This window comes from Bifidobacterium goeldii (genome assembly GCF_003951095.1).
Lineage (GTDB): Bacteria > Actinomycetota > Actinomycetes > Actinomycetales > Bifidobacteriaceae > Bifidobacterium > Bifidobacterium goeldii.
Map to the genome: position 1 here is coordinate 110,621 of NZ_QXGL01000006.1, position 15,363 is coordinate 125,983.

At 57.5% G+C, this 15,363-nt stretch carries 12 protein-coding genes; 2 read left to right on the forward strand and 10 right to left on the reverse strand.

Annotated features, from left to right (window positions below; genetic code table 11):
- Positions 1 to 65 precede the first annotated feature (65 nt).
- Positions 66 to 1,742, forward strand: a complete 1,677-nt coding sequence (ettA, locus tag D2E25_RS08885) for an energy-dependent translational throttle protein EttA (RefSeq protein WP_125981952.1) — start codon at positions 66 to 68, stop codon at positions 1,740 to 1,742.
- A 435-nt stretch (positions 1,743 to 2,177) separates the two neighbouring features.
- Positions 2,178 to 3,089 carry an acyl-CoA thioesterase gene (locus D2E25_RS08890; RefSeq protein ID WP_125981954.1) on the forward strand — a complete coding sequence of 304 codons (912 nt, stop codon included), beginning with the start codon at positions 2,178 to 2,180 and terminating at the stop codon, positions 3,087 to 3,089.
- 415 nt (positions 3,090 to 3,504) lie between these two features.
- Here the strand turns inward: D2E25_RS08890 and D2E25_RS08895 are convergent, their stop codons facing one another.
- The 10 genes from D2E25_RS08895 to D2E25_RS08940 form a co-directional block, all read right to left on the reverse strand.
- Positions 3,505 to 4,056, reverse strand: a complete 552-nt coding sequence (locus D2E25_RS08895) for a DUF3180 domain-containing protein (RefSeq protein ID WP_125981956.1) — start codon at positions 4,054 to 4,056, stop codon at positions 3,505 to 3,507.
- The gene (gene folK / locus D2E25_RS08900; protein ID WP_125982019.1) at positions 4,053 to 5,612 is read right to left on the reverse strand and encodes a 2-amino-4-hydroxy-6-hydroxymethyldihydropteridine diphosphokinase; all 1,560 of its coding nucleotides are present in this window, start codon (positions 5,610 to 5,612) and stop codon (positions 4,053 to 4,055) included. The genes D2E25_RS08895 and folK overlap by 4 nt, the downstream gene beginning before the upstream one ends.
- Positions 5,613 to 5,697: 85 nt before the next feature.
- Positions 5,698 to 6,573 carry a dihydropteroate synthase gene (folP, locus tag D2E25_RS08905; RefSeq protein WP_125981958.1) on the reverse strand — a complete coding sequence of 292 codons (876 nt, stop codon included), beginning with the start codon at positions 6,571 to 6,573 and terminating at the stop codon, positions 5,698 to 5,700.
- 54 nt (positions 6,574 to 6,627) lie between these two features.
- Positions 6,628 to 7,194: a GTP cyclohydrolase I FolE gene (gene folE, locus D2E25_RS08910; protein ID WP_125981961.1), complete on the reverse strand. Its 567-nt coding sequence runs from the start codon at positions 7,192 to 7,194 to the stop codon at positions 6,628 to 6,630.
- 145 nt (positions 7,195 to 7,339) lie between these two features.
- Positions 7,340 to 9,418 (reverse strand): ATP-dependent zinc metalloprotease FtsH, encoded by a 2,079-nt coding sequence (gene ftsH / locus D2E25_RS08915; protein WP_125981963.1) that lies wholly within the window; start codon positions 9,416 to 9,418, stop codon positions 7,340 to 7,342.
- Between the two features lie 6 nt (positions 9,419 to 9,424).
- Positions 9,425 to 9,982 (reverse strand): hypoxanthine phosphoribosyltransferase, encoded by a 558-nt coding sequence (hpt, locus tag D2E25_RS08920; protein ID WP_125982021.1) that lies wholly within the window; start codon positions 9,980 to 9,982, stop codon positions 9,425 to 9,427.
- A complete protein-coding gene (gene tilS / locus D2E25_RS08925; protein WP_125981965.1) occupies positions 9,945 to 11,078 on the reverse strand; it encodes a tRNA lysidine(34) synthetase TilS in 1,134 nt (377 codons plus the stop codon). The genes hpt and tilS overlap by 38 nt, the downstream gene beginning before the upstream one ends.
- Before the next feature lie 72 nt (positions 11,079 to 11,150).
- Positions 11,151 to 12,611: a D-alanyl-D-alanine carboxypeptidase/D-alanyl-D-alanine-endopeptidase gene (locus D2E25_RS08930; protein WP_420897345.1), complete on the reverse strand. Its 1,461-nt coding sequence runs from the start codon at positions 12,609 to 12,611 to the stop codon at positions 11,151 to 11,153.
- Positions 12,612 to 12,728: 117 nt separating this feature from the next.
- Positions 12,729 to 14,402 carry an ABC transporter permease gene (locus D2E25_RS08935; protein WP_125981967.1) on the reverse strand — a complete coding sequence of 558 codons (1,674 nt, stop codon included), beginning with the start codon at positions 14,400 to 14,402 and terminating at the stop codon, positions 12,729 to 12,731.
- On the reverse strand, positions 14,402 to 15,361 hold the full coding sequence (locus D2E25_RS08940) for an ABC transporter ATP-binding protein (protein ID WP_125981969.1): 960 nt from the start codon (positions 15,359 to 15,361) through the stop codon (positions 14,402 to 14,404). Before D2E25_RS08940 ends, D2E25_RS08935 begins: the two co-directional genes overlap by 1 nt.
- Between the last annotated feature and the right edge of the window lie 2 nt (positions 15,362 to 15,363).

Below are 15,363 nucleotides of genomic sequence, written 5' to 3' on the forward strand. Positions count from 1 at the left end.
GGGCCAAACATACAGACAGACTAGAAACGGCGGAATTCCAACCTTATCTTAAGGAGACACTGCAAGTGGCAGAATTCATTTACCAGATGATCAAGGCGCGCAAGGCGTTCGGCGACCGCGTGATCCTCGACGACGTGACGCTGAGCTTCCTGCCTGGCGCAAAAATCGGCGTGGTCGGCCCGAACGGCATGGGTAAGTCGACGCTGCTCAAGATCATGGCCGGTCTTGAAACCGTCTCGAACGGCGAAGCGTACCTGACGCCAGGCTTCACGGTCGGCATCCTGCAGCAGGAGCCACCGCTGGATGATACGAAGACCGTCGGCGAGAACATCAAGATGGCGTTCGGTGAGATTGCCGAAAAGGTGGCGCGTTTCAACCAGATCGGCGAAGAGATGGCGAACCCGGACGCTGACTTCGACGCACTGATGGAAGAAATGGGCAAGCTGCAGACCGAAATCGACGCGGCCAACGGCTGGGATCTCGACTCGCAGCTCGAGCAGGCGATGGACGCACTGCAGTGCCCCGACCCAGATACACCGGTCAAGGTGTGCTCCGGTGGTGAACGCCGTCGTGTGGCATTGTGCAAGCTGCTGCTCGAAGCTCCGGATCTGCTGCTGCTCGACGAGCCTACCAACCACTTGGATGCTGAGTCGATCCTGTGGCTGGAGAAGTTCCTGCACCAGTACAAGGGCGCGGTTATCGCCGTCACCCACGATCGTTACTTCATGGACAATGTGGCCGAGTGGATCTGCGAGGTCGACCGCGGTCACCTGTACCCGTACAAGGGCAACTACTCCACGTACTTGGAGACGAAGGCCAAGCGTATGGAGATCCAGGGCGCTAAGGATGCCAAGCTCGCCAAGCGCTTGAAGGACGAGCTCGACTGGGTGCGTTCTTCGCCGAAGGCCCGCCAGGCTAAGAACAAGGCTCGTCTGGAACGTTACGACCAGATGGAGCAGGAGGCACGTAACAACAAGAAGCTTGACTTCTCCGAGATTCAGATTCCGGCCGGCCCGCGCTTGGGTTCGCTGGTGCTTGAAGCAAACCACTTGCACAAGGCGTTCGGTGATCGCGTGCTCATCGACGATCTGAGCTTCACGCTGCCGCGCAACGGTATTGTCGGCGTGATCGGCCCGAACGGTGTGGGTAAGTCCACGCTGTTTAAGACGATCGTTGGCCTCGAACCGCTCACCAGCGGCGAACTGAAGATTGGCGACACTGTGAAGATCAGCTACGTTGATCAGAACCGTGAGGGTCTTGACCCGAACAAGAACCTGTGGGAAGCAGTCTCCGGCGGTCTTGATTTCATTGACGTTGCTGGCGTGGAAGTGCCGACTCGCGCCTATGTGGCCAGCTTCGGTTTCAAGGGTTCCGACCAGCAGAAGCTCACCGGTGTGCTCTCCGGTGGTGAACGTAACCGTTTGAACCTGGCACTGACCTTGAAGCAGGGCGGCAACCTGCTGCTGCTCGACGAGCCTACGAACGATTTGGATGTTGAGACGCTGGAAAGCCTTGAAAACGCGCTGCTGGGCTTCCCGGGTTGCGCTGTGGTGATCTCCCACGATCGTTGGTTCCTCGACCGTGTTGCCACGCACATCCTCGCGTGGGAAGGTGACGACGAAAACCCGGCCAAGTGGTACTGGTTCGAAGGTAACTTCCAGGCATACCAGGAGAACCGCGTCGCCCGCCTCGGCGAAGACGCCGCTCGCCCGCACCGCCTGCATCGTAAGCTGACGCGCTGAATCGCAGCGCGCGCTGTCCGCGCGGTTTACTCATTACGTGGTGAATCATTACGTAATAAGCAAACCGCGTGCGCACCTAATAAACGCACATCGCATATCATGCATCGGGCGGATCTTGGTACATTCAAGGTCCGCCCGATCTGCGTTTACCCCATTTGTGCCGCGGAGCGTGACCGGGAGCGGGTGCAGTACATCGTCAATCGCACAAAACCCTTATTTTTCAACGTTTTGCGAGCTTAGTCGCAATGTTCGATTCGCTCCCGGTCACGCTCCGCGTCACGAAATGCAATTCATCTGCGCCTAACCCGCGCCTAACCCATACCTAACGCGCGCCTAACGCGCGCCTTACGCTCGTTACAAAACACCCTGTCGCTCTTTACCTGCAACCGATAGACTGCACGGCAGAACAATCGTCAAATGCAAGGAGTGGCAACAATGACGCAGGAGAAGCTCACACCGTTGGAGCGTCTAGTGAAGGTACTGAATCTGGGAGAACCCTCACAGTACCGAGGGCACACCTACGTCAACGGCGAGAGCCTGTACTTTCCTACCGGCCGCGTATACGGCGGCCAGGTTATCGCACAGTCGCTGATCGCCGCTTCTAAAACCGTGGCTCCAAGCCGTTTGCCGCATTCGATACACGGTTATTTCATTGCCGCAGGTGACATTCGCCAGGATTTGCTGTTTGATGTGGAATCGTTGCGCGATGGTCGTTCGTTCTCTGCGCGTCGCGTAAACGTTACGCAGTCAGAAGGCCCGATTTTGACTGCGATTACTAGCTTCCAGGAGCAGGGGCAGTCAGGCGTGGAGTTTGCTGATCCGATGCCGGAAAATGTGCCGGATCCGGAAGGCTTGACGAGCGCGAAGGAACTGATGGAACCGTATGCGGATAAGTCGCCGTTTGCGAAGTTTTATGCGAAGAAGTCGCCGTTTGATATTCGCCATGTGACGCCGACGATCATGTTGGGTGCGGATCGTGAGAGCGCGAAGCATGATTCCGGTAAGCAAATGGTGTGGATGCGCGCCGACGGTCATGCAGATGTGCCGCAGGTGATGCATCGCGCAATGTTGGCGTTGGGGTGCGATCAGGTGATGATGGAGCCGGTGTTGCGCCGCGCTGGGTTGAGTATTTCAACGCCGGGTATTTCGTATGCGTCGATTGATCATTCGATGTGGTGGTACCGCGATATTGATATCAATCAGTGGCATTTGTATGTGCAGGATACACCGACTGCAGCGCACGGGCGCGGTTTGGGTATTGCGAAGGTGTATTCGCAGGATGGTGATCTGGTGGCGGCGATGACGCAAGAGGCGATGATTCGCGTGCCGCAGACTGCGGCAGAGTAGGGGTTTGCAGGATTTATTAGGTGGCGGATTTATTAGGTGGTAGACGCTCCCCCAGTCAGCTGCGCTGACAGCCCCCTCAGCCGAGGGGGCCAAGCTAGCCGCCCACTTCGCCTACGGACAACCCACTAGGTTGTCCGCTTAACGGCTCAGCCTCAGCCAAGGGGGCCCATACCGCACCCACCTAATGCGTATCTGCATTATCTAGCCACCTCAACTAAGAGGGTTGGGCTACCGCACCCGTAGCAGCGCGAGAATTCTATAAGTGTGCATATCCGGCTTGCTGCGAACCCTAAGGGGGTATCCAAATAGACCGGATATGCACACAACGGTTGTAATGACCCGGATAGGCACACAATGGGGTTTGCAGATGAGGCGATCGACTCGACTTACCCTGCTATTACCCCCACTAGGGGCATCAACTTTGGGGCTGGTGGGTGGTTTTGATGGCGGCGGGGGCAACGCCGCGGCGGGCGCGGGCTTCTTTCATTTTGGGATTTTCTGGCCCTTCGGTCGGCGGTAGCTGGCACAGCCATTCGCCTACGATGCCGATCACCATATCAATCAGGCAGATAATCGCAGCAAGCGCACACTGGGTAACCGCTTGCGCATAATATTCCGCTTCGATGTGCTCAATCACCATGAGAATCTGGCCAACATACCAGCCAGTAAGCATCGCACCGGCCAAGCCTAGCGCTTTCGCGAGCATCAGCGTCGTCACCGCGCGCGTAGGGTCGAGTGGCTTCAGCTGTGCACGCTTCGCTGGGTCTGTTGTCGCGTACTGATGCACTTGCATGGCCAAAATCAGCACGGTAATGCCGAGCATGAGCAGAATTACGGAAACAAACCAGGGCGCGCCGATCAGCGATGTGCCGGATGATTCGCCGATTTGCGCAACCAGTGCGCCAACAATCACGCCCAACACAATGAGTACTGGAAACTGCCACCAGGGTGTGCGATGGACTTTCATAGGGTTCCTCCCACAATCCAAGTGTCAGACAGCATGCCAACGCGCTCAGCATCAGGAGCCAACGCTAACAAGTACGACACAGGGTCTTTGCCAAGTCGAGCTTCAGGGTCCATATCCAACCACGGAGCCAATACGGAAGCATGATTGCGCGCGGACGGCCACGGTACGCGGCAATCCGGCTCGTTACAGGTCACGCCAGGCATATCAACCAAATCAAGATCGAGATCCTCGCCGATGGCACGCTCAATCGAACCGAGCGTGGCAATGAACGTGCGAGCATCCATGCGCGTAGTGAGCTGAACCACGGCAGACATCGCGTCCGGCCCCTCAAAATGAGCAACATGGTACAGCGGCGAAATACCTTCGACCTGATTGCCCGGAACGCCTTCTAGCGCAACGATCGCCGAGCGGAACAGCGTTTCCGCGTTGGTAGAACGGCTATCCATCGAGACAATCGCCGTATGGAACTGCGCCTCTTCCTGCTGCGACTGTGCATTAGCGCTGGTGTTTGCGCTGGCATTTGCACTGGTGGCGTTTGCACTGTCAGCCGTTGCCGCCGTAGCCGCCCCTGCGGTCATCCACGCATCGTCAATACGCTCCACATCATCGCGATCGCCAGCTTCAGCTAACAGCTGCGCAACCGCTCCCCCATGCTCACCGTGCAGCACAGCATCAGGGTTGAGATCAGCCCACGGAGCTAGCACAAACGCGCGCTGCCATGCGCGCGGATGCGGCAAGGTCAGATCTGGATTCTCGCTGACTGTCCCGTCAAAATCAATAATGTCAAGGTCGAGTGTGCGCGAACTCCAATGCGTTTCACGCACACGCCCATGCGCAGCTTCGATCGCGAGCAACTCAGCAAGCAAGCGGTCAGCGTCAAGCGTGGTAGCGACTTCGATGACCGCGTTCAAAAAGTCTGGCGTGCCTTCAGGCATACCCCATGCGGCAGTGCGATAGAGCGGGGAAATACCGCGCACTTGTGTGCCTGGCAGCGCGTCGATACGTGCTACTGCGTCGCGCATCGTGGCGGCAACGTCGCCTTGATTGCCGCCGAGCGCAATGATTGCGTGGTGAACCTCAGCGCTAGTGCCCGTTACTGCCGCACCAGCTGCGCCAACTGCGTCAACTGTCTCAGCCGCGTCAGCATCAGCAGCACCAGCAGCAACAGCGCTCGCTGCAACCGCACCGCTACTCCCCTTGCGCCAACGTTCGATCGACACGCACACATCCGCAAATGGTACGGTAATCGGCGCTTTGGGCTTATGCACGGCGATATTGACCCCGTGCACGGTCGGATTGTCAGCAAGTATCGCGTCTGCGATGAGGGCTGCGAGCCGTTCGATAAGATCAACGTGCTCGCCTTCGATAATCGAAACGATTCGCTTGGCTACCCGACCATAGTCGACAGTATCGTGCAGGTCATCGCTACGACCGGCAGCAGCTAAATCAAGGTGCAGGGTCGCATCCACGACGAATGGCTGCGCACGCTCATGCTCATAGTCGAGCACACCATGCGTGCCCATTGCTTGCACGCCGGTTAAGCGTATCGTGTCCAACATCGACAATCCTCCTGTTAGCTCCTGTTCGTACCGCATTGCGCACCCGCTGCCCACGACGCGTGCGCTCAAGCGCCAACACTTATCAGTGTTGTGCTGCGCGCCTCCACAATGTGCCCATCGTTACGGCTGCGCGACTACGTGCCACATCGTGTACGCGCACTGCCCATGCGCCATGCTCCGCGCACAATGCAGACAGTGCGGCGGTGGCGTTATCGCGATCATCCATTGTCGGTTCAGCAAAACCAGCGTCAGAGAGCGCAGCGGCGACAAAACGCTTGCGGGAAGCGCCAATCAGCACTGGATAGCCGGTGTTTTCAAACTCAGCTAAACCAGCCAGTAATGGCAAATTGTGGTCAATGTTTGGCTTAGAGAAGCCTAAACCGGGGTCGATAATAATCTGCTCGGGTTTCACGCCGGCGGCGATCACACCGTCTACTTGGCGCATGAGCTCGTCTTTTACGTCACGCAAGACGCCATGCTCATAGTGCGAGGTGTCAGCGTCCGGCGTGCCACCTTGAGCGCCGGCAAGCCAGCCGCGCCAATGCTGCACGATGTACAAGCAGTCATGCTCAGCAACGACGTGCGGCAGTTGAGCATCGAGTGTGCCACCGGATACATCATTGATAATCTGTGCGCCGCGTTCGAGAGCCGCCTCAGCTACGGATGCGCGCGTCGTATCGATCGACAGTACCGTGTTGCCGCCGTTGATGAGCGCTTCGACAGCGCCGGTAATGCGCGCAAGTTCGTCCTCTTCAGAAACACGTTTAGCACCTGGGCGAGTGGATTCAGCACCGATATCAATAATGTCAGCGCCAGCATTAAGCATTGCCAGTCCGTGCTCGCGAGCTTTCGCGGGGTCGAGCCACAAGCCACCATCAGAGAACGAGTCTTCAGTAATGTTCAGCACGCCCATAACCAGCGTGTGATCAGTGTTACGCAAGCTTTGCAGATCAGTCATTGTTCCCCTTCGCTATATGTACAACGCATTCATACAACTCAACTCATGCACAGCTCAGTGCTTTGCCATAATCAAGCTCATTGCTTCAGCGCGCGTAGCGGGATTGCGCATCACACCACGCACTGCGGAAGTAACGGTGCGCGAGGCGGGCTTGTTCACACCGCGCATAGCCATGCACATGTGTTCGCATTCCGTCACCACGATTACGCCTTTAGCATCCGCGTATTCCATCAGCGCGTCAGCTACCTGCTGTGTAATACGCTCCTGTACTTGCGGGCGGCGAGCATACAATTCCACCAAGCGCGCCAACTTGCTCAAACCCACAACCTGCCCATGGGAAGGAATGTAGCCCACGTGCGCAAAACCGTGGAAGGGCAGCAGATGATGCTCGCATACGGAAAACAGTTCAATATCGCGCACCAGCACCATTTCGTCAGTATCTACTGGGAAGCGCTTTTCCAGCACTTCTTGCGGTCCGCGGCCCAGACCTGCGAAAATCTCGCGGCCGGCTCGCGCAATACGGTCCGGAGTTTCCAGCAGTCCCTCACGGTCAGGATCTTCACCAATCGACTTCAAAAACAGTCGGACCGCCTGCTTCACGCCTTCTTCGTCATACGCCACGTCATTATCCTTCCTGCTTCAACGCTCAACTCCTTGTGCCCGGCACCCCGCCCAGCAGCAAAGGAAGAACTGCACATACTGCACATACAAGTTGCGGCGTGCCGTCGATGCAGCACGCCGCAACCTTTCATCATCTACCGCCGTTTCACTCGCCGGGCTTCATGCCCACGGAACGCTTGAGCGATTCGGGAATCTCCACCGGAGGAATGTCGGAATCCGGGCGGCGATCGTCGGAAAGCCACACTGGGCGTTCGGGAGCCTTGCGAATGTTCGCGAAGATCGCAGCCAGTTCCTTCTCGTTCAGCGTTTCCTTGACGAGCAGCTGGCGAACGAGCTCATCGAGCACATCGCGGTTTTCGTTGATGATGTTCCACGCCTCAGTGTGCGCAGTTTCAACGAGCTGACGCACTTCGTCGTCGATAATCTCAGCGGTCTGGTTGGAGTACTTGTGCGGTGCGAGCGCATCATAGTCAGCGCCGTTCGTATCGTCAGTACCCCACTTGATCGCACCGAGCTTCTTCGAGAAGCCGTATTCGAGCACCATCGTGCGAGCGATATTCGTAGCCTTTTCGATATCGTTCGAAGCGCCAGTGGTCGGATCGTGGAAGACGATCTCTTCCGCAGTACGGCCGCCCATCGCGTATGCCATCTGGTCAAGCAGCTGGTTACGGCTCATCGAATAACGATCGGACGTCGGCATAACCGCCGTGTAGCCGAGCGCGCGGCCACGCGGCAGAATCGTCACCTTCGTCACCGGATCCGTGTTGTGCAGTGCGGCTGCAACAAGCGCGTGGCCACCCTCATGGTAGGCGGTGTTACGCAGCTCATCGAGCGCCATACCCTTCGAGCGGCGCTTCGGACCAGCTTGCACACGGTCGATAGCCTCGTCGATCGCACGATTGTCGATCAGCTGAGCGCCAGCGCGAGCGCACAACAGTGCAGCTTCGTTGAGCACGTTCGCCAAGTCAGCACCAGTGAAGCCTGGAGTGCGCACAGCAATCATGTGTAGGTCAACGTCCGGCACGAACGGCTTGCCCTTAGCGTGCACCTTCAGGATTTCCTCACGGCCTTCAAGGTCTGGAGCTTCAACAGCAACCTGACGGTCGAAACGGCCCGGACGCAGCAGTGCCGGGTCGAGCACGTCGGGGCGGTTGGTTGCAGCGATAATAATCAGGTTCGTATCGTTGTCGAAGCCGTCCATTTCCACGAGCAGCTGGTTGAGCGTCTGTTCACGCTCGTCGTGGCCGCCGGACATGCCGGAACCACGCTTGCGGCCGACAGCATCGATCTCATCAATGAAGATGATTGCCGGAGCGTTCTTCTTCGCCTCGTCGAACAGGTCACGCACGCGGGAAGCACCCAAGCCGACGAACATTTCCACGAAGTCAGAGCCGGCCATCGCGTAGAACGGCACGCCAGCTTCACCTGCGATAGCGCGTGCAAGCAGCGTCTTACCAGTACCTGGAGGGCCGTAGAGCAGCACGCCACGCGGAATGCGCGCGCCAAGCGCCTTGTACTTAGACGGATCCTTGAGGAAGTCCTTGATCTCCTCAACTTCCTGCACGGCCGCGTCTTCACCAGCAACGTCTGCGAACTTGGTGGTCGGCGTCTGGCCTTCCAGCAGCTTGCCGTTGTTCTTGCGCCCAGGCATGCCGAACATGCCACCGGCACCGCCCATGCGGCTCATCAGCAGCCAGAAGATGAGGATCATGATCACGAACGGCAGAATCGTGCTCAGCAGGTAGCTGATCATGCTGGTCTGCTGCATGTCGGAAGTCCAACCCTTGGTCGGGTTAGCCTTCTGTACTGCCTGCACTACCTGCGCACCCTGGGCGAACGTGTAGTAGAACTGCACGTTCTTGCCATAGTTGTGCGTCTTGCCAGTGTCAGGATCAGCCTTGGTGAAGTCGCTCTTCAGCTCAAGCTGCACTTGCTGCTTGTTGTCAATGATCTTCGCGTAGGCAACGTTTTCATTGTTCAGCAGCGCGAAGCCATCTTTCGTATCGATGGTCTGGCTGCCCGTGCCGCTAAACAGCTGGAAACCGATGACTGCCATGACGACCAGCAGCACGCCCCACAGCCACGGGGATTGCCAGAATGGGCGCGGGCCGTCAGAGTTGCGGTTACCGTTCGGATTATCAGGCTGGTTACGTCGGAACGGGTTGCCGTTCGGACGGTTACCGTCGCCCGATGGCGGCCGTTGCGGACCTTGAGGATAAGTCATACTGCGTTATTCTCCTTGATACACTTCGGGCTTGAGCACGGCGATGGAATCGAGGTTGCGGAATCGCTCGTCATAGTCGAGTCCGAATCCGACGACGAATTCGTCGGGGATCTCATAGCCCTGATACTTCACGTCAACGTCAACCTCGCGGCGTGACGGCTTTTGCAGCAGCGCAAAAATTTCCACCGACGCTGCTCCACGCCTCTTCAGCTCCTCGACGAGCCATGCAAGGGTTCGCCCCGAATCTACGATATCTTCCACGATGAGAATGTGCCGACCGCGAACATCGGTAGACAGATCTTGACGGATTGTCACGGTACCGCTCGATGTGGTGCCCGAACCATAGCTGGATAGGCTCATGAAGTCCATTTGCACGGGGATGCTCAACGCCTGCGAGAACGCGGCCAGCGTGTTGACGGCACCTTTGAGCACGGCAACGAGCAGCGGGTCCTTTCCCCGGTAGTCCTCGCTTACTTGGGCAGCGACTTCGTTGATCTTCTGTTCAATTTGAGCTTTACTGACCAGCTCATGATCGATCTGGTCCTGAACGTCGGCGATTTGCATGCTCTCCATCTTGGCACAGGCGAATGACGTGTTTCCTACGGTTTACTGAATATCCACTAGGAAGATTCACGGCTCCTTGACCATGCCAGTGTGTGATGAGCTGGTCAATTGCCTCAATGTGCCGCGCGGAAGCATTAATGCCAGCGCCTGCGAGCGCATGTGCGAGCACTCGCAAGCGGATTGCGGGGTGCTCATGGGCAAGCACGCTAGCTGATAAGCGCAGAATATCGTCAGCTGGGTCGAGCCACGCGCGCTGAAGGGCCGCGTCGGCTTGTGCGTCGAGATAGTCTTTGTCGCGGCGCAGCAGCTTCGAGCCGTGCGCGAGATGCGCAGCGATGTTTCCGCCGGCGAAATCAGTAAGGAATGGGAGCAGCATATGGCGGATACGCGAGCGCAACGGATATACCGCCGTTAGCTCCTGCGGCGCGTTGAGTAATGCTGGAGATAGTTTGTCATCGCCGTTGGTTGGGTCATCCCACCATTCGAGATGTAAGTCTTCGCAGATGCCGGTGGTATCAGCGCGTGTCAGATCGATGAGCGGGCGAAGAAAACGCACCCCATCGCGTTCGAATGTTTCCGGCATGCCAGCGAGCGCGTCTACACCTTCGGAGCGTAGCAACCCAATGAGTACGGTTTCCGCTTGATCATCCAGCGTGTGTGCCAACAGTACGGCGGCTGCATTGATCTCGCGCGCTGTCTCGCAGATCGCCGCGTATCGAGCGTCGCGAGCCGCAGCTTCCGCTCCCCTGCCATCATCGGTGACGGTAATACGGCGCACGATGACTGGATCCAAGTCGAGCTGCTGACATCGCTGTGCAGCCTGCTGCGCGACCGTCTGCGAGCCGGCTTGTAAAGTGTGATCAATAATGATCGCACCGCAGCGTACTCTAAGCGCAGCACACACAATGTGCGCCACGGCAGCGAGCGCCATCGAATCGCGCCCTCCTGAGCAGGCAACGAGTACGAGCGGCGCATCCGCGTCAGGTTCATGCTCACCATGTTCGCGTAAGCACTCCGGTGGCGCGCTGATGCCAGCGTTTTCAAGAGTTGCGCGTACCGCTCCTACAGCGCGGCGCATTCGAGCGGTGTACGGCATACGTTGTCTTTCTCCTGTGCCTGATGCAATACTGCTTGTTGACTGCTTGTTGCCCGCCTGCGTTGTATCGCTTTACAGCGCGGGCAGTTTGGCGGCCATGACGTTGATTGCCTGCGCGGCTTCCCAATAGTTCGCCGCATCGTTGACGATGACTGCAAACGAGAGCACGCCACCGTTGGTGCGCGACACATTACCCGTAAGCGAGGTGACCGTATCGAGGCTGCCGGTTTTAACACGGTACAAACCGTTGTCATCACCACTGACGATACGCCGACGCGCAGTGCCGACAAGGCCTGGGATTGACAGTCCTTCAGCGGCGGCCGTAGCCGAGCCAGCAGTGAGATTGTGCGCTTGCACGCCAACCAGTGTTTTCACGCTGACTTGCGAGCCGGGGGCGAGGCCTGAACAGTCGGCGATAGTCAAGCCTTGCGTATCAATACCTGCCTCGCGCAGTACATCAGCTACCGCTTGCGTATCGGTCGCAATACTGTTGCCCGTACCACGCTTCAACGCAGTGAGACGACCAAACTCGTCGGCCAGCGTGTTATCAGAATGCCGCAACATAAACGCCATGACCTCGTTGAGCGGCGCAGAACTGACCGATGCGAGCGCGGACGTGCCCGCAGCCACCGTGCCGGCGGTCGGCTCGCCGTTCACCGTGATGCCGTTATCGGCAAGTCGCTGTGCGAATACTGCGGCCGTATCTTGCGCAGTATGTTCTGACAGCACCGGGTATTGGCTGGAATCGTCAGGATTCGTAGGCTTGGATACGCCTTCCTCATTCCATTGGCGGCCGCCGTCGATCGCCATCGTGGAAATTGGCGTGCAATAGCGATGTTCCGCATTATTTTCGCTGATATTGTTCGGCGTGCGATCAGTGCCAAACAGCGAATCGTCGTATACGAGATCGACCTGCGTAATACCGCGCTGGAGCAGCGCATCCGCTGTGCGCTTAGCAAGCGTACCAAGGCCTGCATGACCGTTGATATGATCAGGGTCGCTCTGCCCCTCGCCGAGCAGCATGTCACCATTGCCTTTCAGCACTAGTGTTTTTACATTGCCGTCGCTTTGGATAAGGTACGTTTGCGTGTCCAGCGTGGACCCCATGTCAAGCGTGCTTGCCGCAGCAAACGCGGTGAGTGTTTTCATGGTGGAGGCTGGCTGGCGCGGAGTGCCAGCGTCGCGTTCAGCGACAATATTGCCTTGTCCATCGGCGATAGCGATCGAGAACGACGTTCCAATGTTTGCTGTGGCAGCGAACTCGTCGATAATCTGCTGTGCGGCGTGACTATCGACAGGAATCGTCAAATCTACATCGTCGGCGATAGTTCCAGCCGCGCGCGCCGTGAGCGGATCGGGCACAGTACGCGTGTGCACTGGGCGCAAAGTGAGTACGCCAGGCACCACGTCGACCATGTCAGCAACACCGTACCCGATCATCACAGCGACCGTAACGCATGCGGATACCAGAATCGTCCATATGCGCCGCGATGCCGCTTTCCGTGCGCGCCGTGCCGCAGCCCTCCGTGCCACGCGTGAGCTCCTTACCGTGTAAAACTAGGTTGCCGCCGCAAAGGAACATATTTCGACGTATCTCAATATGTTGCATATATAGTGCACGCGCAGCCGGATGCAATGAGCCGGTTCACGCTAGCGTTGCAGCGCCGCGAACGAATCCAGCGTATGTACGACTCTGATCGCTCGCGCATCCAACAGCTTACCGCCAAGCCATGAACCGATAATTACTGCGGCCAATCCATTAACTAATCCGACCGGCATCAGCACCCAATACCATGCGTACCACGTTAGGCCGCCGCTCAATGCGAGCACTGCCGCAACAATCCCAGTGGGAAGCATGAGTGCCGCTGAGCCAAACAAATGAATAAATGGGAAAAACCCTTGTGCCATTGCACGCCCTTGTGGCGTGGAGAATGGCTTGTCCATTGAGGGCACGGGGTACATGAACGAGCAGTTGACTACTTCGGCGAGGCCGAGCGCGCTCAGTGAAACGCTAATGCCGATCACTAAGAACGTCAGTCCGGTGAGCAGACCGCCGGATGTACGCCAATCGCCAGTGATTACCAAGCACACGAGCGCCATGACTGTGAGATACACGGCGCATATGACGCCGAATACACGCACGCGAGCCACGCGATCGTCATGTCCGCGCACGCCGGCAAGCACTTCCATCGTGAAGCCGCGGCCATCATATGCTAGGCCATTGCCTTCAAGCATCGGCATGAGCCAGCCGCCCCAAATCAGGCTCTGCCAAACCATTGCAGCGCCTCCGTCTTGCATGCCGAGGCCGTTTGCTTGGAAGGAGAAAACAACTACGAACAATACCGGCATGATGAACAGCATCATCTGCCGCGGGTCGCGTTTGAGATAGGTGAACAAGCGTGCCGACAATGCTCCGGAGACGCTGTCTGGCATCCAGCCGAATGCGCCGATGCCTTTGGCTGTGACCGTACGCTCAGCAGCGCCTGCGGTGAGGCGATCACGGCGTAGACACCACACGCATCCAGCAAAGCACAATGCCCAAGTGAGTGCGAGGATAAGAATGCGGGCGGCGAGCAGGCCGTATGAGCCACTGAATGCGTCGAATGGCAGCTGGAATGCGGCGCCGAGCGGCGTCCATGACAGTACTGCTGTTACGCGCGATAGTGCGGTGACATCGGGACCGCCTGCTCCGTTCGAACTGGTGATTAAGTTCGGCAGCTGGCAAGCGAAGACGAATACGGTCATCGTGATGACATAGAGCAGCGCTTTGCCACGCTTGGAAGTCACGAGTGTGGTAGCTGTAGAAATGATCAGCTTAGCGATGCTCATCATCGTGATGATAGTGAGCGGAGCGGCAACGATTGCAGCAATGACAACGTCTGCACCCATCCAGCGGTAGGACAGTGACCACAGCATTAATGCCAACGTTCCGCAGATTGCGGGAATGCCGCTTAAACCAGCCAGCACGACGCCCAATTGCAAGCGAACATCGGGAATGCCATACAGTGTGAACCGTTTCGGGCTCATCGTGGATCCATCGCCGATGAGCATAAGTTGAACGAATGCGACCATGATCATCGCGAATGAGCCAAGCAGAATCACGATAACGTGCATCGTTGCCAAGAATGCATACAAACCGAATTCACTGATAGCAATCCGCATCAGCGGACCACCGAGGAAGAATGCGAGCGCGCCGGTGCCAACTACGGCACTCACGCCGAAAACGATGGCGATCACATAGCCGACGGTTTGCCAGGCTGATTTGCGCAAAGTAGCGAATGTGAGTGCCCAGCGCAGGCGAACTATGGTGAGTGCGGTTTCCATCACGACTCCGTTTCTGCTGGAGCCGCAGGGGCTGCTGGAGTTGCCGGTGCGGTCGGCGTAATCGGCGCAGTCGCAGCCGGAGCAGCCGGAGCAGCCGGTGCCGAAGGAGGCACAGCAGGCGTCTGCCCAGCACCGCCATCAAGCCAATCCAATCGTGCTGCAGCGTGACGGCCGCCAACCAGTTGCAAGAATCGCTCTTCCAAGTCCTCACCGGCAGCAACTTGTTCCACAGTTCCCGCTGCGCACACCTGACCGTTATTGACCACAGCGACGTGCGTACACATCTTCTCAACAAGCGACATCACATGTGAAGAGATGATTACTGTGCCGCCAGTGTTCGCATATTCGATCAGAATGTCTTTCAGATTCGCGCTCGACACTGGGTCTACTGATTCGAACGGCTCATCGAGCACAAGAATGCGCGGACTGTGAATCATTGCAGAAGCGAGGCAGATTTTCTTCGTCATACCAGCGGAATAGTCCGCCACCATCGTGTTTGCAGCACCCATTAAATCAAATGCGGCAAGCAGATCATTGGCACGCTGAGAAGCAACCGCGCGTTTCATGCCGCGCAGCATGCCGGAGTAGACCAGCAGCTGCATGCCGGTAAGACGGTCAAAAATCTGGTCAGGCTGCGGCATGACACCGATGTCACGCTTGACAGCGTTTACATCACTCCACACGTCACGGCCAAGAATCATGGCCATGCCACCATCGGGCACCAGCAGACCGGTCACCATGTTGAGCGTCGTAGTTTTACCAGCACCATTCGGGCCAACAAGCCCATAAAAAGAGCCGACTGGAATATCCAACGATAAACCGTTGACTGCGATTTTGTCGTCAAAATGTTTGAACAGTCCACGAATGGAAACAGCCGCCTGTGGATTTGGCGGAACCGGCTGCGGCCAAGGAGCAGGAGAGGAAAATCCAACAGGCGTCTGTGTATTGTCTAAGCTCATAC

Excerpts from the sequence above, each read along its gene's own strand:
- tilS (WP_125981965.1), bottom strand. The coding sequence starts at position 11,078 with ATGCCGTACACCGCTCGAATGCGCCGCGCTGTAGGAGCGGTACGCGCA.
- D2E25_RS08895 (WP_125981956.1), bottom strand. The coding sequence starts at position 4,056 with ATGAAAGTCCATCGCACACCCTGGTGGCAGTTTCCAGTACTCATTGTG.
- D2E25_RS08940 (WP_125981969.1), bottom strand. The coding sequence starts at position 15,361 with ATGAGCTTAGACAATACACAGACGCCTGTTGGATTTTCCTCTCCTGCT.
- folP (WP_125981958.1), bottom strand. The coding sequence starts at position 6,573 with ATGACTGATCTGCAAAGCTTGCGTAACACTGATCACACGCTGGTTATG.
- hpt (WP_125982021.1), bottom strand. The coding sequence starts at position 9,982 with ATGCAAATCGCCGACGTTCAGGACCAGATCGATCATGAGCTGGTCAGT.
- D2E25_RS08890 (WP_125981954.1), top strand. The coding sequence starts at position 2,178 with ATGACGCAGGAGAAGCTCACACCGTTGGAGCGTCTAGTGAAGGTACTG.
- ftsH (WP_125981963.1), bottom strand. The coding sequence starts at position 9,418 with ATGACTTATCCTCAAGGTCCGCAACGGCCGCCATCGGGCGACGGTAAC.
- D2E25_RS08935 (WP_125981967.1), bottom strand. The coding sequence starts at position 14,402 with ATGGAAACCGCACTCACCATAGTTCGCCTGCGCTGGGCACTCACATTC.